Origin of the sequence: Streptomyces sp. NBC_01260, assembly GCF_036226405.1 — a bacterium.
GTDB classification, from domain to species: domain Bacteria; phylum Actinomycetota; class Actinomycetes; order Streptomycetales; family Streptomycetaceae; genus Streptomyces; species Streptomyces laculatispora.
Window position 1 is genome coordinate 8,812,786 of record NZ_CP108464.1, and the last position, 21,559, is coordinate 8,834,344.

Annotated in this window: 9 protein-coding genes and 1 pseudogene; 5 read left to right on the forward strand and 5 right to left on the reverse strand. The window is 68.9% G+C overall.

Annotated features, from left to right (window positions below; translation table 11 throughout):
• Window positions 1-59: 59 nt before the first annotated feature.
• Window positions 60-794 (reverse strand): DUF1707 SHOCT-like domain-containing protein, encoded by a 735-nt coding sequence (locus OG322_RS39265; protein WP_241200367.1) that lies wholly within the window; start codon window positions 792-794, stop codon window positions 60-62.
• A 145-nt stretch (window positions 795-939) separates the two neighbouring features.
• Between OG322_RS39265 and OG322_RS39270 the strand changes: the two genes are divergently transcribed.
• A complete protein-coding gene (locus OG322_RS39270) occupies window positions 940-1,497 on the forward strand; it encodes a GNAT family N-acetyltransferase (protein ID WP_123465738.1) in 558 nt (185 codons plus the stop codon).
• An 809-nt stretch (window positions 1,498-2,306) separates the two neighbouring features.
• Window positions 2,307-5,705, forward strand: a complete 3,399-nt coding sequence (locus OG322_RS39275; RefSeq protein ID WP_123465740.1) for a CARDB domain-containing protein — start codon at window positions 2,307-2,309, stop codon at window positions 5,703-5,705.
• Window positions 5,706-5,834: 129 nt separating this feature from the next.
• On the opposite strand, the gene OG322_RS39280 is transcribed toward OG322_RS39275, so the two are convergent.
• The 4 genes and pseudogenes from OG322_RS39280 to OG322_RS39295 all read right to left on the reverse strand — a co-directional run bounded on the left by OG322_RS39280 (window position 5,835) and on the right by OG322_RS39295 (window position 8,777).
• Window positions 5,835-6,530: a VWA domain-containing protein gene (locus OG322_RS39280; protein WP_443066582.1), complete on the reverse strand. Its 696-nt coding sequence runs from the start codon at window positions 6,528-6,530 to the stop codon at window positions 5,835-5,837.
• 137 nt (window positions 6,531-6,667) lie between these two features.
• Window positions 6,668-7,504 (reverse strand): alpha/beta fold hydrolase, encoded by an 837-nt coding sequence (locus OG322_RS39285; protein WP_329307652.1) that lies wholly within the window; start codon window positions 7,502-7,504, stop codon window positions 6,668-6,670.
• Window positions 7,501-8,094 (reverse strand): TetR/AcrR family transcriptional regulator, encoded by a 594-nt coding sequence (locus OG322_RS39290; protein ID WP_123465744.1) that lies wholly within the window; start codon window positions 8,092-8,094, stop codon window positions 7,501-7,503. The genes OG322_RS39285 and OG322_RS39290 overlap by 4 nt, the downstream gene beginning before the upstream one ends.
• 186 nt (window positions 8,095-8,280) lie before the next feature.
• Window positions 8,281-8,777: pseudogene (locus OG322_RS39295) on the reverse strand (LysE family translocator).
• Between the two features lie 661 nt (window positions 8,778-9,438).
• Here OG322_RS39295 and OG322_RS39300 point away from each other — a divergent pair.
• The 3 genes from OG322_RS39300 to OG322_RS39310 all read left to right on the forward strand — a co-directional run bounded on the left by OG322_RS39300 (window position 9,439) and on the right by OG322_RS39310 (window position 21,510).
• Complete coding sequence (locus OG322_RS39300; protein WP_260147245.1) at window positions 9,439-10,332, forward strand: sterol desaturase family protein; 894 nt, start codon at window positions 9,439-9,441, stop codon at window positions 10,330-10,332.
• 80 nt (window positions 10,333-10,412) lie between these two features.
• Complete coding sequence (locus OG322_RS39305; RefSeq protein WP_329307653.1) at window positions 10,413-19,844, forward strand: non-ribosomal peptide synthetase/type I polyketide synthase; 9,432 nt, start codon at window positions 10,413-10,415, stop codon at window positions 19,842-19,844.
• Window positions 19,834-21,510, forward strand: a complete 1,677-nt coding sequence (locus OG322_RS39310; RefSeq protein ID WP_124286009.1) for a phytoene desaturase family protein — start codon at window positions 19,834-19,836, stop codon at window positions 21,508-21,510. Before OG322_RS39305 ends, OG322_RS39310 begins: the two co-directional genes overlap by 11 nt.
• The last annotated feature ends 49 nt before the right edge of the window (window positions 21,511-21,559 follow it).

Genomic DNA, 21,559 nt, shown 5'->3' on the forward strand with positions numbered 1-21,559 from the left:
CATGCCCTCCAGCAGCAGTCATGGGGGGCCGGGCAGACCCGGCCGCGCCGGGGCGCTGCTCAGCGGCCGAGTTGCCTCGGTGTGCGACGCATCCGCTCCGAGAGCTTGCGTCGCGGCGGCCGCGCGGTGATGTCGCCGCCGCGGGACTGTCCGGCCATGAGCACACGCAGGGCAGTGGGAATGTCGGCATCGGAGGAGGCCGGCCGAATCCTGATGTCGCCGCTACTGCGTTCCAGTCCATCGGTGTCGACGACGATCCCCGGCCTGGTCAGCAGGATCAGATTCCCCCCGATGCGCAGGTCGACATCGATGTGAAGGGTGTTGTGGGTAATCAACGCGTCGCTGAAGTCGAGCTTCGCCTCGCAGAACATCAGGCGGATTTCCATGCGGCGCGGAACCAGCCAGCGACCGGTGCGTGAGACATCGCCGAAACGCTGGTCGATCCGGACCAGATCCTTGGCCTGCGGCGGCATTCCTTCGGAGGGCAGGTCGGCGGTCAGCCGAGCCAGGTCGCCTGCTGTGCGGGCGGACAACGCCGCGTCCAGGCGCTCGTCCAGTTCGGCAGCGGTGAGCCGACCGTCGCCTGCGGCAACCTGCAGGATTTCCACGACCTGGTCCCGGTCCCGGTCGGACGCCCGCATATCGGGCCTTGCGCTCGGCCCGGAAGAGCCGTCGGCTGGCCTGAGTTCACCCGTCATACCGGCATTCTGGTGCACCGCCCGGGGCGCCGCAACGTCGGCGATCACACTTCTGGGAGGGAAGAAGCCACCGTCCTCGCCGGTCTCCCAGCCCACGGGCCACTCGGCTCCCGTTCGACGGCCGGCGCCGAACGCGGCTTGTCCCCGTCAGGGTCGGCAACAGTGAAACGCCAGGTCGGAGACGGTTCGAGAGGTTGGCGAGAGTCTGTACCCCGTACGTGCGGCGTGATCACATAGGGGGATGACGTCATATTGGACCGGTGAACGGGTTCGCCTCCGCGCTGTCGAGCCCGACGACTGGGCGGCGTTGATGCGTTTCGCGCAGGACGAGGAGCGGTTGGGGGATCTGCTCCACCCACCCCGCTCCGCCGAGAGTTTCCGTGTCCGGGCGAAGGAAGAGGCCGCCGCCACGTCCGATATCGATTGCTTCGGGCTGGCGATCGAAGCCGTCGACACGGGGGAAATAGTGGGCGGAGTCGGCTCGCACGAGGCTGATCCCCACGCGGGCTGGTTCGAGTACGGCGTCACGGTCGGCGCCGAACATCGCCGGAAGGGCTACGCGGCGGAGGCTGTGGTGATGCTGCTGCGTTTCATGTTCGCAGAACGGCGTTTCCACAAGTGCGGAGCGCGGGTTCTCGCACACAACGAGGCATCGCTGGCTCTTCAGCGTCGGCTCGGTTTCGTCGAGGAGGGGCGCCTCCGCGATCACGTGTTCTTCGCCGGCCGGCACCACGATCTCGTCCTCCTGGGCATGCTCGGAGACGAGTTCACCCAACTGCACCCGACGGAGGAGGCGTGAGCCTTCCGGGGCCCTGGCCGAACGCGACCTGAACCTGATCGGCACCGTGCCGGTTCGGCAGAGCACCAGGACCGGCCGGCGGCCGTGGGGGACGCCTCAGCCGTCGGTGCGGTCACAGTTCCTGTCAGCGCGACGGTGGCGGCTACGGCCATGACGGCTGTCTTCCACCCGCGGGACCGTTGCGTTCTCTTCATGATGACGCCGACAACTCTGTCACTCGACTTGAGCATGGCAAAAACAGGAGCTGTCGGTGCAATGCGCGAACCGCGGCGTGTCAAGAGATGCTCGAAAGCCCAATGCATCAATCATTTTCAACGAAAAGCTGGGCCCGCCTGTGCCTCAACCGGGTAGCTGGGGCAGCCATATGGGCGATTCGCTCATGTTCTACCGAAGCGCACCCCAGCTGTCGCGCGCCCTGCTGTCCCGTCGCGCCGGGCGGCTGCGCGCAGATTTGTCCCCGTTGAGATCCGATGTATGGATGTGCCGGTGATTCGACGGTGGGTGCATCCGACCGTGTGCGGCGACGGGTGCCGGTGTGAGGACCGTTGACAAAAGTGTGACCTGCTAGAAACCTGTCACCTCAACGCCGCAAAAAATTGACCAGATCACTAAAAATACCAAGCAATGAGCGTGTGTTTTCCGGCAGGTTGCTCGCTCTCCCTCCTGCCGGCGTACCTGATCGCCCTCATCGGTGCACCGGCGGCCCACACCCCGGCCCTGGCCGACCGCGTGACGCAGTACGCGCCGTGCGGCCGGTGACGCGTCGCCGTGCCCTCCCGGTCCCGCAGCCCCACGGAACAGAGGACAGCATGAGATGGAAGCAATTCGGACGGCGGTTCCTCATCGGTGCGGTGACAGCCGCACTGATGACGGTCGGGCTCCTTCCGGTCACCGCCTCGGCGGCCGTACAAGGTCCCGACCTCGCCCTCGGTAAGCAGGCGACGGCGAGTGGGGCGAACGGCGCCTACCCGGCGTCCAACGTCACCGACGGCAGCCAGCAGACGTACTGGGAGAGCCCCGGCACGTTGCCGCAGTGGGTCCAGATCGACCTCGGCGCCCGGTTCGACGTCGACCGGGTGGTGCTGAAGCTGCCGAACAGCTGGGAGGCGCGGACCCAGACACTCGGCCTCCAGGGCAGCGCGGACGGAAACAGCTTCAGCACCCTTTCCCCCTCAGCCGCACGGGTGTTCACACCGTCGGCGGGCAACACCGTCACCGTCGGCCTCACCGCGAAGCAGACGCGGTACATCCGGGTGCAGGTGACGGCCAACACCGGCTGGAACGCCGCACAGCTCTCCCAGGTGGAGGTGTACGGACAGAACGGCGGGGACGATCCAGGCCCGCCGGCGGCCGTCGGCTCGAACCTCGCACTGAACAAGCCGATCGAGGCTTCCTCGTACACGCAGAACTTCGTGGCGGCCAACGCCAATGACGACAAGCCCGGCACGTACTGGGAGTCGAACGGCTACCCCTCGACACTTACGGTGAAGCTCGGCGCCGACGCCGACATCGAGGCCGTCGTCGTCAAACTCTCCCCGGACCAGGTTTGGGCGGCCCGGACCCAGGGTCTCCAGGTCCTCGGCCGTCCTCAGTCCGCCACCGGATTCACCTCGCTGAAGGACCGGGCCGACTACGCGTTCAGCCCCACCGGAAACCAGAACACGGTGACCATCCCGGTGACAGGGCGGTACGCGGACATCCAGCTCAAGTTCTTCTCCAACACCGGTGCTCCCGGTGCCCAGGTCGCCGAGATCCAGGTCGTCGGGACCGCCGCTCCCAACCCGGACCTGACGGTCTCCGAACTGACGTGGTCGCCCGCGTCGCCGTCCGAGCAGGACGATGTCACCGTGAGTGCCACCGTACGCAACACGGGTACGGCGCCGGCCGCCGCGACGACGGTCGATGTAAGCCTGGAAGGCGTGGTCGCCGGCAGCGCGCCGGTGAGCGGCCTTGCCGCCGGCGCCTCGGCCACCGTGCGGGTCGACGTCGGCAAGCGGCCGATGGGCACGTACAGCGTCTCGGCGGTGGTCGACCCGACCGACACGGTCATCGAGCAGGACAACAGCAACAACAGCCGCACCGCGTCATCGAAGCTCGTGGTCGCTCAGAGCCCCGGCCCCGACCTGGAGGTGCTCGGCATCACCTCCAGCCCGACGAATCCCGCAGTGGGATCCGCCGTCTCCTTCACCGTGTCCGTGCACAACCGCGGTACCACTGAGGTGAGTTCACAGACGGTCACCCGTCTCCTCGTGGAGAGCACCACGCTGAACGGAACGACCGGCGCGATTCCCGCCGGAGGCACGGTCAGCGTACCCATCAGTGGGAGCTGGACCGCGAAGAGCGGTGGTGCCAACCTGACGGCCACCGCGGACGCGACCGGTGTCGTCGCCGAGACGAACGAGAACAACAACGTCTTCTCCCGCGCCATCGTCGTCGGCCGCGGGGCCGCGGTCCCGTACACCGAGTACGAGGCGGAAAAGGGTCACTACCAGGGCACGTTGCTGACGTCCGACAAGAAGCGCACCTTCGGACACACCAACTTCGCCACCGAGTCCTCGGGCCGCCAGTCCGTGCGGCTGGAATCCACCGGCCAGTACGTCGAAATCACCTCGACCGTTCCGTCCAACTCGATCGTGGTCCGCAACTCCATCCCCGACGCCCCGGCCGGCGGTGGGGCGGAGGCCACGATCAGCCTGTACGTCAACGACACCTTCGCCCGCAAGCTGACCCTCTCCTCCAAGCACAGCTGGTTGTACGGCGACACGGACAGTCCCGAGGGCCTGACCAACAGGCCGGGGGGTGACGCCCGCAGGCTGTTCGACGAGTCCAACGCACTGCTGGGCCAGACCTATCCCGCCGGTACGAAGTTCCGCCTCCAGCGCGACGCTGGCGACTCGGCCTCCTTCTACATCATCGACCTCGTCGATCTGGAGCAGGTGGCACCGGCGGCCGCCCAGCCGGCCGGATGCACCTCGATCACCAGCTACGGAGCGGTCCCGAACGACGGGATCGACGACACGGACGCCATCCAGCGGGCTGTGACGGCGAATCAGAACGGTGACATCGGCTGTGTGTGGATTCCGCCGGGGCAGTGGCGTCAGGAGCAGAAGATCCTGACCGACGACCCGCTGAACCGGGGCCAGTACAACCAGGTCGGCATCAGGGACGTCACGATCCGCGGCGCCGGCATGTGGCACTCCCAGCTGTACACCCTCACCCCGCCGCAGGACGCCGGTGGCATCAACCATCCGCACGAGGGAAACTTCGGCTTCGACATCGACGACAACACCAAGATCTCGGACCTGGCCGTCTTCGGCTCGGGCACCATCCGCGGCGGGGACGGAAACGCCGAGGGCGGAGTGGGCCTGAACGGGCGCTTCGGCAAGGACACCAAGATCACCAATGTCTGGCTGGAGCACGCGAACGTCGGCGTGTGGGTCGGCCGCGACTACGACAACATTCCGGACCTCTGGGGACCGGGTGACGGAGTCGAGTTCACCGGCATGAGGATTCGCAACACCTACGCGGACGGCATCAACTTCGCCAACGGCACGCGCAGTTCAACGGTGTTCAACTCCTCGTTCAGGAACACCGGTGACGACTCGCTGGCCGTGTGGTCGAGCAAGTACGTGAAGAATCCGTCGGTGGACGTCGGCCATGACAACCACTTCCGCAACAACACGATTCAGATGCCCTGGCGGGCCAACGGCATCGCGATCTACGGCGGGTACGGAAACACGGTCGAGAACAACATCATCTCCGACACCATGAACTACCCCGGCATCATGCTGGCGACGGACCACGATCCGCTGCCGTTCTCCGGGCAGACACTGATCGCCAACAACGAGCTCTACCGCACGGGCGGGGCGTTCTGGGGCGAGGCCCAGGAGTTCGGTGCCATCACGCTGTTCGCGGCCGGGCAGAACATCCCCGGCGTCACGATCCGGGACACCGATATCCATGACTCGACCTACGACGGGATCCAGTTCAAATCGGGCGGTGGATCCGTTCCCGGAGCGCAGATCTCGAACGTCCGCATCGAGAATTCCGTCAACGGGTCGGGAATCCTGGCCCATGGAGGTGCACGGGGCAGCGCGACCCTGACCGATGTGACCATCACCGGTTCCGCCGACGGCGATGTCGTGGTCGAACCCGGATCGCAGTTCGTCATCAACGGCAGCGCCGGTAAAGCGTCCGCCGAGAAGTAGCTCCGGTCCTCGCACCGGACACGACCCGGCCCCCGGCCGGCACGCCATCGGAGCGCGCCGGCTGGGGGGAGCGGTGTCGCCGCCGAGCGAATCGTGCGCGACGGCCCGCCGCCGCGACCCGGAAGTCGTTCACCGCACGACGCGGGCGGTGCGGGCGGCGGTCAGCCACTCGGGAAACTCCTGCAGAAGCCGGTCGAAGAGCTGGTGGTCGGTGGTGGCACGCGGGTTGCGGCCGGCATGGAAGAATCCGGCGTTGTCCACGATGCGGCGGGCCGGGACGGCGAGAGGGTCCAGTTTGCGCAGGAACGCGAACTCGTTGTCGTCCGGGTCGCCGAAGCCGACGAACTGCCAGAACAACGGCAGCCGGGCTGCTTTGCACAGGAATCGCTCGGCGGCGAGTCTGCTGGTGGGACCCCCGTCGGTCTGGAAGACCACCAGGGCGGGAGCGCTGCTGCCGGAGCTCAAGTAGTGGTCGATGACCTCGTCCATGGCCCAGTGGTAGTTCGTGCGCCCCATATGGCCGAGGTTCTCGTGCAACTTGTCTATCCGGGTGCGATGCCGGCCGAGCGTCAGATCGGTGGATCCGTCGACGTCCGTGGAGAAGAACACCACCGGCACGATGCCGTCGTCATCGAGATGAGCCGACAGCGACAGCACCTGTTCCGCCAGGTGCTGCATGGTGCCGTCCCGGTAGTAGGACCGCATCGACCCGGAGCGGTCCAGCACCAGGTACACCGCGGCCCTCACCCCCTCCAGCCCCTGCCTGCGGAGGCTGTCGCCCGCCGCTTCGTACAGGGGCACCAGATCAGGTGCGTGTTCTTGCACCTTGGAAAGGCTGATGGCTGAGGCACGTCCAGTGCTGCTGTTCGTCGCGATCACGCCTTCATGGTGAGGCCTTTCTCCTGGCCGGGTGCGACACTTCACCACACCGGCCTGCCCGGCCACAGCCCGCCCCCACCGTCTCAGGCGCGGAGAACCTTGCGGAGGAATTCCCCGAACTCGGTGGGATGCGTGGTCAGGCCGGTGTGCCCGCCGGGGAAGTGCTGGAGTTCCGTTCCGAGGTGCTCGGCCAGGAATGCGGCCGGCCGGTAGGGCAGCTCACCGCGTGAGTCCTGGCCGCAGGCGAGCACGAGCCGGTCCGACAGCGCTTCGAGCCGGTGGATGTCCGGGGCGTAGGACATGAAGCCGGGCACGATGCGACCGACGAAATACGGCAGATTGGCCATCGTCTGCTCGGCCCGCGCCGCTGCCTGCGGCGGAAGCCTGATCTCGGCCTGCGGCTCGGTGGCGTCCCCGTCCTTCTTCAGCCCGGTGGCGAACACCGTCATCGCCGGGACGAGCCCCTCCCTGTGGAACGTGTCGGTCACCCGTGCGATGAGCGCGCGATGCCCGGGGGCGTCCGGAAGGACCTCCACCATCGGCGGCTCGTGCGCCACGACGCGTTCGACGCGTCCCGGATGGGCGGTGAGCAGGTGCACGGCGACGATCGCGCCCGAACTGGCGCCGAAGACGCGGGCGGGCTCACCGGGCGAGAGCAGTTCCAGTATTTGGAGGGCGTCATCGGCATGCTCGGCCACTCGTTGCTCGGCCTCGGGGTCGTCAAGCGTGCTGCGGGACATGCCGCGCGGGTCATAGGTCGCGACGGTGTATTCGGCGGCCAGGTCGTCGGCGACCGGGTCGTAGGACGCCGCACCGCCCGTCCCTCCGGGGATCAGCAGCAGAAGCGGACCGTGACCGCGCACCTCGTAGTGCAGGGTCGCACCGTGCACGGGAAGACTGCCGGTGGTCGGTTCCGTCATGCGGAGTCCCCTTCCCGGGACGGCGGCCAGTGTTCCAACAGGGTGTGCAGGGCGTCGAGGGCCCGAACCCAGGAGCGCTGAGGCGAACGTGCATGCGCGAACCCGCCCGCGGCCTCCAGGGCGACGAACCCGTGGAACGTGCTGCGCAGCAACCGGACCGCGTCGGTGAGGTCGGGCTCGGTCAGTCCGTAGCCGCGCAGCATGCCGTAGGTCAACTCGACCGCGCGCCGCGGTCCGGGAGCCTGCGCGGCCAGTTCAGGATCGATCTTCATGGGGGTCTGCGTCGCCGTGTAGCGGCCCGGATGCTCGTGGGCATACTCCCGCCAGGCATCCGCGAACGCGACCAGCGCGTCCCTGCCCGCCCGCCCGGCGGTCGCCTCGGCGATACGCATGGTCTTCTCGTCCGCCGCGAGCAGCGCGATCCGCCCGCGCAGATCCTCCAGGCCGCGGACGTGCGTGTAGAGGCTCGCGTCCTTGACCCCGAGCCGCCGTGCCACCTGAGACATGGTCACCCGGTCGAGCCCGACCTCATCCGCCAGTTCGGCGCCCGCGATCGTCACCCGTTCGACTGTCAGGCCAGCCCGCACCATGCATCCTCCCCAAGATCCTAGGAGGTCTAGATATAACCTAGGAGTCCTAGGAATGGCAACCGGGAGAGGGGCCTTCGCCCTTGGTGGGGCACGCCGAGTGCGCGACCGTTTGAACGATTGCCCCAGGGCCCCAGCCCTCAACGCCCCCATGCCGGATGGGTCCCCCACAGTCCTGTGCGGCGGGCTTCAGTCCTTGCGGCCTGTCGCGGCGAGGTGACGCCGAGGCCGATCATGGCGAGTCCGCCGGCGCCGCCGACCAGGGCGAGGCGCTGCGGGGAGCGGGCGAACCGGCTTCGCGTAGTGGCCGCGATCAGTCCCCACACGCTGTCGGAAGCCACCGCGATGACATTGAAGACCAGGCCGAGCCACAGCATCTGCACCGCTACGTGCCCCAGCCCCTGGTCGACGAACTGCGGCAGTACTGCGGCGAAGAACACGATGGTCTTGGGGTTGGCCACGCCGACCGCGAACCCCTCCCACAACGTACGCAGGCCGCCGTGGGCGGGGCCGTCACGGGTGAAGCACTAGGCTCCGAGTGTGTTCCCCACGACGGTGGTCAGTGCGGCACGACGCCCCTGCGCCAGCGCCGCCCGCCCGATCACGAACAGCACGCTGGGCCCGGGAATCACGATCAGCAGGAACGGCATGGGCGCGAATGCCGGCAGTCGGTCGGTGGACACCATGGAACTCATGTAAGCCTGTCGGCCGTTGACGCCCGCAGCCCTTTTCCAGTGCGGGCTGCGAAGAGCGCGCTGCAAGCCCTGCTCCGCCGCCATCGCGCGAACCTCGGACCGTATGCGGGAGGCCGCAGACGCGTGCGCAAGCCCGCCTTGGCCGGTGCTCCGCTCTTTCCGCATATGTCAGCGACTGTGCTGGAAACCTCTGGTGCCGCGGGCGCGGTGTCGGTCCACCGGGAAGAGAGAAAGAAACGAAAAGAATACTAAGTAACCCACATCGGCGACAGCGGGGCCTCTCCCTATTTCTTCCGGCCCGAACGTCGGGTTCAATGACTACGAGGTCAGTCACGACGTTCGGGGGAATCTCATCAAGTCGCAGGTCGAGGATTGAAGCCGCTGAAAGCGGAAAAGAATGTATCGGGCCCGTACGGAACACCTCGTGCGAGTGCACCGAATCGAATCAGCTCCACTCCTCGCGTACTCGCATTCACCCTCAAGGGTGCGTGAGTACTTGGCATCCATTTTCCGTACGCCTCCAGGGCTTTCGGCTTCCGTGTGAAGTCGACGGGCCCTGTTTCCCCTTCCAGCGACACAGGCGGCGCGGCCGGTCAGCATTTCCACGGAGGTGTTTCGGGTGTACGAATACGAACGACGCGCCGACGGCCGCATTCGCCCCGAGCGGCGATTATTGGCGAGGTGCCATTACCAGAGAATTCTCTGTAACCTCGCATATCCTCTGCTCCTCGCATCCACCTTCGTGGTGGCTGCCGGTTCGCTGATTCTGCACTGGGATCCCGGTCGGGTCAGCCCGCTCTTCCTGGTGGGCACTCTGCTTTACCTGACCGCCCTCGAGAGGCTGATCCCGCACCGGCGCGACTGGCACCCCAGCAGGACGGAGTGGCGCTGGTACGGCGTCTACTTCCTCCTCACCATGGCCGGCAGCGCCTTGGCGCAGCTCGGGGTGACGACCGCGGTCGGGAGGATCTCGCCGGCGGATCCGGTGCTCCCACTATGGGCCGAGATCCCGGCCGCCCTGCTGAGCGGTTCGCTGGCCAGCTACCTGGTACACCGGCTGGGCCACACCAACCCGCTGCTGTGGCGGCTGCACGGTGTGCACCACGTACCGCAGAAGGTCAACGTCGCGAACAACGGCGTCAACCATGTCCTGGACATCGCCCTCGCCCAGGGCGCCGTCCAACTCACCCTGGCTCTCGCCGGATTCTCGCGTGAGTCCGTGCTCGCCACGGGGCTGTTCGTGGCCGCGCAGGGCTACTTCGTCCACGCCAACATCGACGTACGCATCGGCCGGCTCAACCACGTCCTGGCGAGCCCCGAGCAGCACCGCCTGCACCACAGCACGGATCTGTCCGAGGCAGGCCACTACGGCTCCGACCTTTCGTGCTGGGACCACCTCTTCGGAAGTTTCACCTGGCGGTCGGGCCGTGAGCCGGCCGCGGTCGGTCTCGGCGATCCCACTTCCTTTCCCGGAACCGGCGAGATCCTCGGGAGCCTTCTCCACCCGTGGCGCCGTGCGAAGAGGCCCGGAGGCGAAAGCGTCTGACCCCGGGCCCCTGGCCCTGCACCACTGACTTCGGCGCTGCCCTCCCGGCAGCGCGACCACCTGATGAGGAGTGTGCGAACTTGGCTGACGCGATCAATGACGCTTCTACGGGCAAAGTCGCGATCATCGGTATCGGCTGCCGCTTTCCCGGCGAAGCATCGGACCACCGGGCCTTCTGGCAGAACCTGCTGGACGGCAAGGACTGCGTCACCCCCACGCCCGCGGACCGCTACGACGTCACCACCCTCAAGAGCCGCTACCGGGACAAGCCCGGTCGCCTGGCTGGCGGCAGGGGCGGCTACATCGACGGTTTCGACGAGTTCGAACCGGCCTTCTTCGGCATCAGCCCCCGCGAGGCCGACCACATGGACCCCCAGCAGCGCAAGCTCCTGGAAGTGGCCTGGGAGGCGCTGGAGGACGGCGGTCAACGGCCCGCCGAGCTGGCAGGCAGCGACACCGCCGTCTACGTCGGTGCGTTCACGCTCGACTACAAGATCCTGCAGTTCGCCGATCTCGGCTTCGGGACGCTCGCCGCTCACACCGCGACCGGCACGATGATGACGATGGTGTCGAACCGGATCTCGCACTCCTTCGACTTCCGCGGCCCCAGCCTCTCGGTCGACACCGCGTGCAGTTCGTCCCTGGTGGCTGTCCATCTGGCGTGCCAGAGCCTGAACAGGGGAGAGAGCGGTCTCGCACTCGCGGGCGGGGTGCTGCTGCACATGGCACCGCAGTACACCATCGCGGAGACGAAGGGCGGATTCCTGTCGCCCGAGGGGCGTTCCCGCACATTCGACGCCTCGGCCGACGGCTACGTGCGTGCCGAGGGGGTCGGCCTGGTCGTGCTCAAGCGGCTGGAGGACGCACTGCGGGACGGGGATCCGATCCATGCGGTGATCGTCGGCAGCGGGGTCAACCAGGACGGCCGGACCAACGGCATAACCGTCCCCAACGGGGAGGCCCAGGTCTCACTCGTGCGACGGGTCTGCGCCGAGGCCGGCATCACCCCCGGTGATCTGCAGTACATGGAGGCCCACGGCACCTCGACGCCCGTGGGTGACCCGATCGAGGCCAACGCCCTGTCCCGTGCACTCGCCATCGGGCGCGCCCCCGGCGCCGCCTGCTACGTCGGCTCGGTGAAGGCGAACATCGGGCACACGGAATCGGCTGCCGGGATCGCCGGGCTGATCAAGACCGCCCTGGCCCTGAAGCACCGCCGGATCCCGCCCCACATCAACCTCGAAAGGATCAACCCCGCCATCGACCGCGGTACCTCGCCGTACGACATCCCCACCCGGGTGACGGACTGGCCCGAGCACGAGGGGCCGGCGCGCGCCGGGGTGAACGCCTTCGGCTTCGGCGGCACCAACGCCCATGCAGTCCTGGAGGAGGCACCCGCGCGCACGGCGCACACGGCGTCCTCCCCGCACCCCCAGCACTTCCGGCCGCAGGAGCGGAGCTGGAGCATTCTTCCCCTGACCACGCGTCACCCGGACGCCCTCCCGCAGATGGCGGAAGGCATCAGGCGCGAGCTCGCCGCAGGGCACGGACCCGCGGTCGCCCTGGACGACCTCGGTCACACGCTCGCCCACCGGCGTCAGCACCTCGAATCGCGTCTCTCCGTCGTCTACTCCTCCAAGGAGTCCCTGGACGAGGCGCTGGACACGTATCTGCGGGGCGAACCGCATCCCCGGGTGGTGCAGGGGCGACAGCTGGACGCCCCGGACCGGCGACTGGTCTGGGTGTTCACCGGCATGGGCCCGCAATGGTGGGCCATGGGGCGCGGGCTGCTGGCGAGCGAACCCGTCTTCCGGGACGCGGTCACCGCGTGCGACCGGGAGATCCGGAAGATCGTGGGATGGTCGCTCATGGACGAGATGGCGGCCGACGAGAGCCGGTCGCGGATGGCGGAGACCTGGCTCGCGCAGCCGGCCAACTTCGCTGTGCAGATCGGTCTGGCGGCGCTGTGGCGTTCGTACGGCATCCGCCCCGACGCAGTGGTGGGGCACAGCACCGGAGAGATCGCCGCCTTCTACGAGGCAGGCGTCTACTCGCTGGAGGACGCCGTCAGGATCGCCGTCCACCGCAGCCGCCTCCAGCACACCCTGTCCGGAACGGGCACCATGCTCGCCGTCGGCCTGCCCGAGGACGAGGCCGATCGCCGGGTCCGCCCCTACGGGGACCGGATCTCGGTGGCGGCCGTCAACAGCCCCACCTCGGTCACCCTGGCCGGGGACGGAACGGCGCTGGCCGCGCTGGCCGACGAGTTACGTAGCGAACAGGTCTTCGCCAAGTTCCTTGCGGTGGAGGTCCCTTACCACAGCGCGGCGATGGATCACATCAAGGACGAGCTGCTCACCGCGCTGGCAGACATCGATCCCCGTCCGGCGACGGTTCCGGTCCACCTCACGGGCCAGGAGGGCGTCGCCGAGCACGTCGAGCTGGACGCCGGTTACTGGTGGAAGAACGTCCGCGACCGGGTGCGCTTCCAGGCGGCCGTGGACCGGCTCGCCGACGACGGCCACCGGCTGTTCCTCGAGATCGGCCCCCACCCGGTCCTCGGACACGCCATCCGCGAATGCCTGGAGGCCAAGGGGCGCACGGGCGTCTCCGTGCCGTCGGTGCGTCGCGAGGAGGACGAACCCGAGCGCTTCGCCGTGTCCCTGGCGACACTGAACACCCTCGGGCTCGGCGTCGCATGGGACGTACTCCAACCCGTCGGTGAGACGGTCCCGCTGCCCCGCTACCCCTGGCGTCGCGACCGCCACTGGACGGAGCCGGGGGCCGTCGCACAGATCCGTCTCGGTCTGCTCGACCACCCCCTGCTGGGCCGCCGCACGGACCACACCGAACCGACCTGGCAGGCCCGGCTCGACACCGAGAGGCTGCCCTACCTCGCCGATCACCGCATTCAGGAATCCGTCGTGTTTCCCGCGGCCGGCTACCTGGAGATGGCCGCACAGGCCGTGCGGGAGCTGACCGGGGGCACGGACGTCGTGCTGGCCGACATCGATCTGCGCAAGGCGCTCTTCCTGGCCGAGGACGACGTCCGCACCGTCCACCTCTCCGTGTCGCTGGAGGACGGCGGCTTCGTCGTCGCGTCCGCGGCGGCCGGGCCCGAGGCGGAGCGGGTCGTGCACGCGAGCGGGGTGGTCCGTACCGCGCAGCGCCGCTCCGCCGGGCCGGCGCTGAACGCCGGCCCGATCAGGGAACGGAGTCGGCGCCGGCTGGACAACCAGGAGTGCTACGCCGTACTGGCCGCCCTGGGCTACCAGTACGGCCCGGCCTTCCAGGCCATCGAGGAGGTCTGGATCGGCACCGACGAGGTCCTGGCGCGGATCAGCCCGCCCGCGGTGATCGGGGACGGGGCGGCAGGCCACCACCTCCACCCGGTGCTGCTGGACGCCTGCTTCCAGGCTCTGCTGACGCCGCAGATCCTGGCCGGGGAGACGTCGTCACCGGGCACCGGCATCCGGTTGCCGCTGTCGCTGGAGGAGATGAGCGTTTCCCCCGTCGGCAACCAGCCCTTGTGGGTGCACGGCACGGTACGCCGCCACGACGGGGACGAACTGGTCGGCGACCTCGCACTGTACGCCGAGGACGGGGCGGCGCTGGGCCACATGCGCGGTTTCCGGGCGGCGGACGTGGAGAAGGCCTCGGGGGCCGTCTCCCGGAGCACCGTTGACTCCTGGCTCGCGGAACCCGTCTGGATCGACCGCCCGTGGGCGGCGGCCGCAGAGGGAGGGGCGCAGGGTCCCGGCGCGAAAGAGCCGCAGGAGTGGCTGGTCCTGGCGGACAACGGGGGAGTCGGGGACGCGTTCGCCGAGCTGGTGACCGCGCGCGGTGATCGCTGCCGCACCGTAAGAGTGGACGACCACGACGACCCCGAGGATTCCGGTGACCGGGCGGCTGGGGCCGGGAAGTTATCCGGCGCACCGGACTGCGCCGCCCGGCTGGAACAGCTCTTCGCCGAGCTGGACCGGGACGGCGCGGCCTTCTGCGGGACCGTCGTGCATCTGTGGAACCTCGACCTGCCCGACATCGCCGGCTGCGAGCGGAAGGACCTGGCGCGGGCCGCGGACAGCGGCTCCTATTCTCTCGTCGCCCTCTCCAGGATCCTCCTCGCCCGGCAGACCGGCGGCCGCCTGCACGTGGTCACCCGCGGCGCCCAGCCCGTGTCACCGGGGGAAGGGGCCGAACCGCTCGGGGCGCCCGCCTGGGGTGTGACGCGGGTTCTCCGGCACCAGGAACTGGCCGGTCACCGCGGCAAACTGGTCGACCTCGACCCCGCACAGGAGCCAGGCGCAGCCGGAATCCGCGCGGATGCCCAGGCACTGCTGCGCGAGTTCCTGAGCGACGACGAGGAGGAGATCGGGCTGCGCGGGGGCCGCCGTGCGACCAGCCGCCTCCAGCCGGCCGAGGGGCTGACGAGGCCGCTGCCGCTGCGCCTGCGGGCGGACGGAAGCTATCTCGTCACCGGGGCGTTCGGGGCACTGGGCCGGCTGCTGTGCCGGACCCTGGTGAAGCGCGGGGCCCGTCGGCTCATCCTGATGAGCCGGACCCCCGTACCGGGGCGCGACACATGGCGGGCAACCGATCCGGCGACGGCGCAGGGCCGGGCCGTCGCCCTCCTCAGGGAGCTGGAGGCCGCCGGCGCACAGACGGTCCTGGCGCCGGTCGACGTAACGGACGAGCACGCGCTGACCGCCTGGCTCGACGAGTACCGGCGGGCCGGAGCGCCGCCCGTGCGCGGGGTGTTCCACCTGGCCGGCCAGGTGCGGGACAGGCTGGTCGCCGACATGGACCGCCCCACGTTCGACGCGGTGCTCGACCCGAAGGCTGTGGGGGCGTACCTGCTGGACAGGCACCTGCGGGACGAGCCACTCGAACACTTCGTGCTCTTCGCCTCGATCGCCTCGCTGCTGACGACCGCGGGCCAGACCAACTACGCCGCGGGCAACGCCTTTCTGGACGCGCTGGCCCACCGGCGGCGCGCGCAGGGCCTGCCGGCGCTGAGTCTTGACTGGGGCCCCTGGGCGACGGGAATGATCGAGGAACTGGGCCTGGTCGACCACTACCTCCACAGCCGGGGAATGAGCTCGCTGTCCCCGGAAGCCGGGATGACCGTCCTGGAACGCGTCATCGGACAGGACCGGGCGCAGCTGCTGGTCGCCACGGTCGTCGACTGGCAGACCTTCCTTGCCTGGTACGACTCCCCGCCGCCGCTGGTCACCGAATTGGCCGCGGCCGCTCAGGAACACACCGTGGAGGAGGGCGGCGGATTCCTTGACGCCTTCCGCGATGCCGGGGAGACGGAACGCCGTCGCCTGGTGACCGACCGGTTCACGGCGCTCACCGCCACGGTTCTCCGTACCGCGGCGCACGAGATCGACCCCGCGGCCGGGCTCACCGGGCTGGGGCTCGACTCGCTGCTCGCGATGGAGCTGCGCGCCAGGACGCAGGCCGATCTCGGAATCGCCCTGCCCGTGGTCGCCCTGCTGAGCGGCACCTCCGTCGGCGAACTGGCCGGCCGGCTGTACGACGGTCTGGCCGAACGGGTGGCAGCAGGCAGCGCGGGGGAGAGCGACTCGACGGCCGTCGAGGTGTTCACCGACGAGCTGAACCACCCCCTGACGCAGAACCAGAAGGCGCTCTGGTTCCTCAAACAGCTCAATCCCGACGGCTACGCGTACAACATCGGCGGCGCCGTGGAGGTGCGCGCCGAACTCGAACCCGACCTCATGTTCGAGGCGGTGCGCAGACTCATCGCGCGCCATCCAGCGCTGCGTGCCAACTTCCATCTGGAGGACGGCCTGCCGGTGCAGCGCACGACCTCCGGGACGGAGCCCGATCTCGGCCTGTTCGACGTCCAGGGACAGGGCTGGCAGGACATCCAGCGAACGATCATCCGCGAGTACCGCAAGCCGTACGACCTCGAACACGACCGGCTGGTGCGGTTCCGGCTGTTCAAACGCGGGCAGAGCCGCTGGATCATCATGAAGGCCGTCCACCACATCGTCTCGGACGCGATCTCGACGTTCACCTTCATCGAGGAACTGCTCGCCGTGTACGAGGCACTGAAGCAGGGCCGGGAACCCTCGCTGCCGCCGGTGGGCGCCAGGTACCTGGACTTCCTCAACCAGCAGAACCGGTTCCTGGCAGGCCGCGAGGCCGGCGGAATGCTCGAGTACTGGCGCTCCCACCTGCCCGCCGAGGTCCCGCTCCTGGACCTGCCGACCGACCGGCCGCGTCCAGCCGTGCAGACGCACAACGGCGCCTCGGAGTTCTTCGTCCTCGATGCCGAGCTCAGCGCCCGGGTCCACACGCTGGCGCAGGAACACGGCGTGACGCCGTTCATGGTGCTGCTGAGCGCCTACTACGTCCTGCTGCACCGCTACTCCGGCCAGGACCACGTCATCGTCGGCAGCCCGGTGACCGGCCGTACCCACCAGGAGTTCGCCCCGGTCTACGGCTACTTCGTCAATCCGCTGCCGCTGCACGCCGACCTGTCCACGGGCCCCACGGTCGCGGAGTTGTTGGAGCAGGTCCGCAGGACAGTCCTGAACGGCCTGGACAACCAGGAGTACCCGTTCGTCCTGCTGGTCGAGGAGCTGGGCCTCCAGCACGATCCCAGCCGCTCGGCCGTGTTCCAGGCGATGTTCATCCTGCTCACCCACAAGGTGGCCACCGAACAGTACGGATACCGGCTGGAGTACATCGAACTCCCCGAAGAGGAAGGGCAGTTCGACATCACACTGTCGGTCTACGAGGACGAGGCGGAGGGGCGCTTTCACTGCGTCCTCAAGTACAACACCGACCTCTTCCTGCCCCGGACCGTCCGCCGCATGGCCACGCACTACGTCCACCTGCTCGACAGCATGACGAGGGCGCCCGCGGAACTGCCCACCCCGAGGCTGGAGATGCTCGGTACCCAGGAGCGCGAGCAGCTGGTCACCGAGTGGAGTGGAGCCTCCCGGTTGCCGGCCGTAGCCGGGCGGCAACCGGGCCGGGACCGGCCGGTCCACCACCTGATCGGAGACATCGCCGCCGCATACCCCCAGGCCGTCGCCGTCTCCGTGCCGGCCCTGTGGGGCGCCACGGCACACCTGACGTACGGAGAGCTCGACCGCAGGGCGAACGCCAGGGCCAGGCGGCTGCGCGAGCTGGGGGTGATGCCGGGTTCCGTCGTGGGGGTGTGCCTCGACAAGTCGCCGGAACTGGTCGTCACCCTCCTCGCGGTGCTCAGGGCGGGAGGCGCCTACCTGCCGGTGCACCCCGATCAGCCCGCCGACCGCGTCGCCCACGTACTGGGCATCGCTGAGGCCGCCCTCGTCGTCGTCGACGACACACGTGCCGCGTGGGCCGAGGGCCTGCCGGCCACGGTGGTGACCCCGGCCGGGCTGCGCCCGGCGGAGACTGCGGGGCCGGCCCCGCAGGGTACGACCGACCTCGACTCACCCGCCTACGTCATCAACACCTCGGGATCCACCGGCCGCCCCAAGGCCGTACGGATCAGCCACCGCAGCCTCGCCTCCGCGTACCGGGCCTGGTTCGAGGAGTACCGCCTGGCGGACCGGGCACGTGTCCACCTCCAGATGGCGGAGCCCTCGTTCGACGTGTTCACCGGCGACCTGGTGCGCGCCCTGTGCTCGGGCGGCCGCCTGGTGCTGGCCGACCGGGACCTGATCTTCGACACAGCCCGGCTGTACCGCACGATGCGGACGGAACGGGTCGACTGCGCGGAGTTCGTACCCGCTGTCGTACGCGGTCTGATGGACCACTGCGAGCGTGAGGGCGAACGGCTCGACTTCATGAGCCTGCTGGTGGTCGGTTCCGATGCCTGGAAGGTGGCGGAGTACGAGCGGCTGCGCGGCCTGTGCGGTGCGGGCACCCGGGTGATCAACTCCTACGGCGTCACCGAGGCCACCATCGACAGCGCCTTCTTCGAGGGGCCGGCGGACGGCCTGGAACCCGGCATGATGGTGCCGATCGGCCGGCCGCTGGGGAACAGCACGCTCCATATCCTCGACGAGCACGGCGAACCGGTCCCGCCCGGCGTGCCGGGCGACCTGTGGATCGGCGGCGAGGGCGTCGCGATCGGGTACGCCGGGGACCCGGAGCAGACGGCGCAACGCTTCGTGACGTGGAACCTGAGCCGCGATCCGGGCGCCGCTCCGGTAAGGCTGTACCGGAGCGGTGACGTGGCGCGCTGGGACACGCACGGCCGGATGCACCTCCTCGGACGCAGCGACCACCAGGTCAAGCTGCGCGGTCACCGGATCGAGATCGCGGAGATCGAGTCGCATCTGACGGGCTGGCCGGGCCTCGCCCGCGCGGTGGTGGCCGTCCGCCCCGACGCCGCCGGGGACGCGACCCTCTGCGCCTACTGCGTGACGGAGCCGGGGGAGACGCTGGACCGGCGAGCCCTGCGCCGCCATCTCGCGGGAGCGGTGCCGGCCTTCATGGTGCCCTCCCATGTCGTCGAGCTGCCCGGGCTGCCGCTCACCCCGCACGGAAAGGTCGATGTCGCTGCGCTCCCGGTGCCGGCCGGCGCGGACCGGCAGCAGTCGTACGAAGCACCGGTGACCCTCTACGAACTCAGCATGGCCCGGTACTGGGAAGCGCTGCTCGGGATGGACAGGGTGGGACTCGGGGACGACTTCTTCGAATCCGGCGGAAGCTCGATCAAGCTGATCGAACTCCTCCACCACCTGCGGACGGAGTTCGGCATCGGCGTCCCCGTCAGCCGTCTGTACCAGGCCACGACCCTGCACGGCATGGCCGCGGCCGTGGAGGACCTCGTCAACAGCACGACGTCCGAGGAACTTCCCTACCTGACCTTCAACCCCGGGCCGGGGCAGCCCGTCTTCTGCTTCCCCCCGGCGGGTGGCCACGCGCTCGTCTACCGCGGTTTCGCGGCGCAGCTCAGCCAGTACCGGATCGTCGCGTTCAACTATGTGCCGGGTGATGACAAGGTGGCCCGCTACGCGGACCTGGTGGAGTCCGCCTGGTCCGAGGGCCCGTGCCGGCTGCTCGGATACTCGCTGGGTGGCAACCTCGCGTTCGAGGTGGCCAAGGAACTCGAATCACGTGGGCGCGAGGTATCTCACGTCGTGGTGCTGGACTCCCGCCGCATCCTGGAGACGTACGAGCCGGGCGAGGAGGGCGTCAGGACCTTCGAGGCGGAGCTGGGCCGTCATCTGTACCAGCACACCGGTTCCGAGATCGTCGCCAAGACGGTACTCGAACACGCGGCCGAGTATCTGGGATTCTGCGGCAGAACCCCCAACACCGGGACGGTGGCGGCCTCGGTCGGCGTCGTGACCGACGAGGAGAAAGCAGGTCTCTACGCCGTCGGCGCCCCGGGCGCCTGGCACGGCAGCTCCACCGGCGGCACCCACGTTTTGCGGGGCTCCGGCACCCACGCCGACATGCTCGACCCCAAACACCTCCCGCGCAACGCCGCCCTGGTACGCGCCCTTCTCACGGGGGAGGCGGACCATGCCGGATGAGGACGTCTGGGACAGCCGGCACCGGGCGCCCGGCAGCACGCCCCGCGTCATCGTCATCGGCGCGGGCATCGCCGGCCTGTCCACCGGCTGCTACGCGCAGATGAGCGGGATGCGGACCCGCATCTTCGAGAAGCACGTACTGCCCGGCGGATGCTGTACCGCCTGGTCCCGCGACGGCTATCTCTTCGACTACTGCATCGAGTGGCTGATCGGCACCGCCGCGGGCAACGACGCCAACCAGGTCTGGCGTGAACTGGGCGCGCTCGACGGCAAGACGGTCAGGAACTTCGACCTGTTCAACAAGGTCGTCGACGAGGGCGGCCGCTCGGTGACCTTCTGGAACGATCCGGCACGCCTGGAGGAACACCTGCTGCGCGTCTCGCCCGCCGACGCACGGCTGATCCGTTCCTTCTGCCGTGACCTGAGGCGGTTCACGGAGATCGAGCTCTATCCGTTCCTGACCGCGCCCGCCCTGCGGACCCTACGGGAGAGGGCGGCCACGCTGCGCACCGTACTGCCGGCGTTCCGCCTGTTCTGGCGCACCGCGGCCACACCGATGCACCGGTTCGCGGACCGGTTCGAGGACCCGCTGCTGCGCAGAGCCTTCCGGAACATCTTCTTCCAGGATCCCGAAGGCTTCCCCCTGCTCCCGTACCTGTTCAACATGGCCAGCGCCTACCACGGCAACGCGGGCTTCCCGCAGGGCGGTTCGCTCGGCCTGGCCCGGTCGGTCGAGGAGCGGTACACCGGACTCGGCGGGACGGTGACCTACCGCGCCCGCACCGAGAAGGTACTGGTGGACAACGGCCGGGCCATCGGCATCGAGCTCCGCAACGGCAGGAGGTACTACGCCGAGCACATCGTGTCGGCCTGCGACGGGCACACCACGATCTACGAGCTGCTGGGAGGCAGATACACCGGCGCGAGGGTCGACAAGCTCTACACCGACCTGCTGGAACGTCCCGGAACGCTGTTTCCCGCCGTGGTCTCCGCCTTCGTCGGCGTCCAGGGCGGTCTTCCCGCCGAGGACGCCCACAGCACCACGTATCTGCTCCCGCCGGCCGCGGCCGCCGAACTGCCCGGTGCGCTCCAGAGCAGCCTGGTGGTCCAGCTGCGCTCGCGCTACTCGGACGGCTTCGCCCCGCCCGGAAAGTCGGTGGTCCACTGCACCTACTTCAGCGACTACACCTACTGGAAGGCGCTGCGCCACAGCGACCGCAAGGCCTACTGGGCACGGAAGCGCGAGGTGGCCGCCTTCGTACGGCGGTTCCTGGAGCGGCTCTGGCCGGGCACGGCCGAGCGGATCGACCTGGTGGACGTGGCCTCGCCGGCGACGACCCGGCGCTACACCGGGAACCACAACGGCTCGATCCTGGCGTGGAAGGCGTTCTCCGACGCCGACGACGTGTCCGCCGACCTGGTCGGCAAGGACCGGATGCGGCTGCCCGGACTCAGCGGGTTCTCCATGGCCGGCCAATGGGTCGGCATGGGCGGTCTGATCCGCGCCGCGTCCACCGGCCGCTTCGCCACCCAGTACCTGTGCGAAGAGCTGGGCCTCCCGTTCAGGGCATGGGAGAGCGGCGGCACCACTCCCTGGCACCCGGGCAGACTGGGGCAGCTGCCTCAGCTCGACCGATGGTCCTCCAGGGAGGGAACCGGCACGTGACGACAGAGAGGAGCAGCCCCGTGGCGCGGGCGCCGCGCGACAGGCAAAC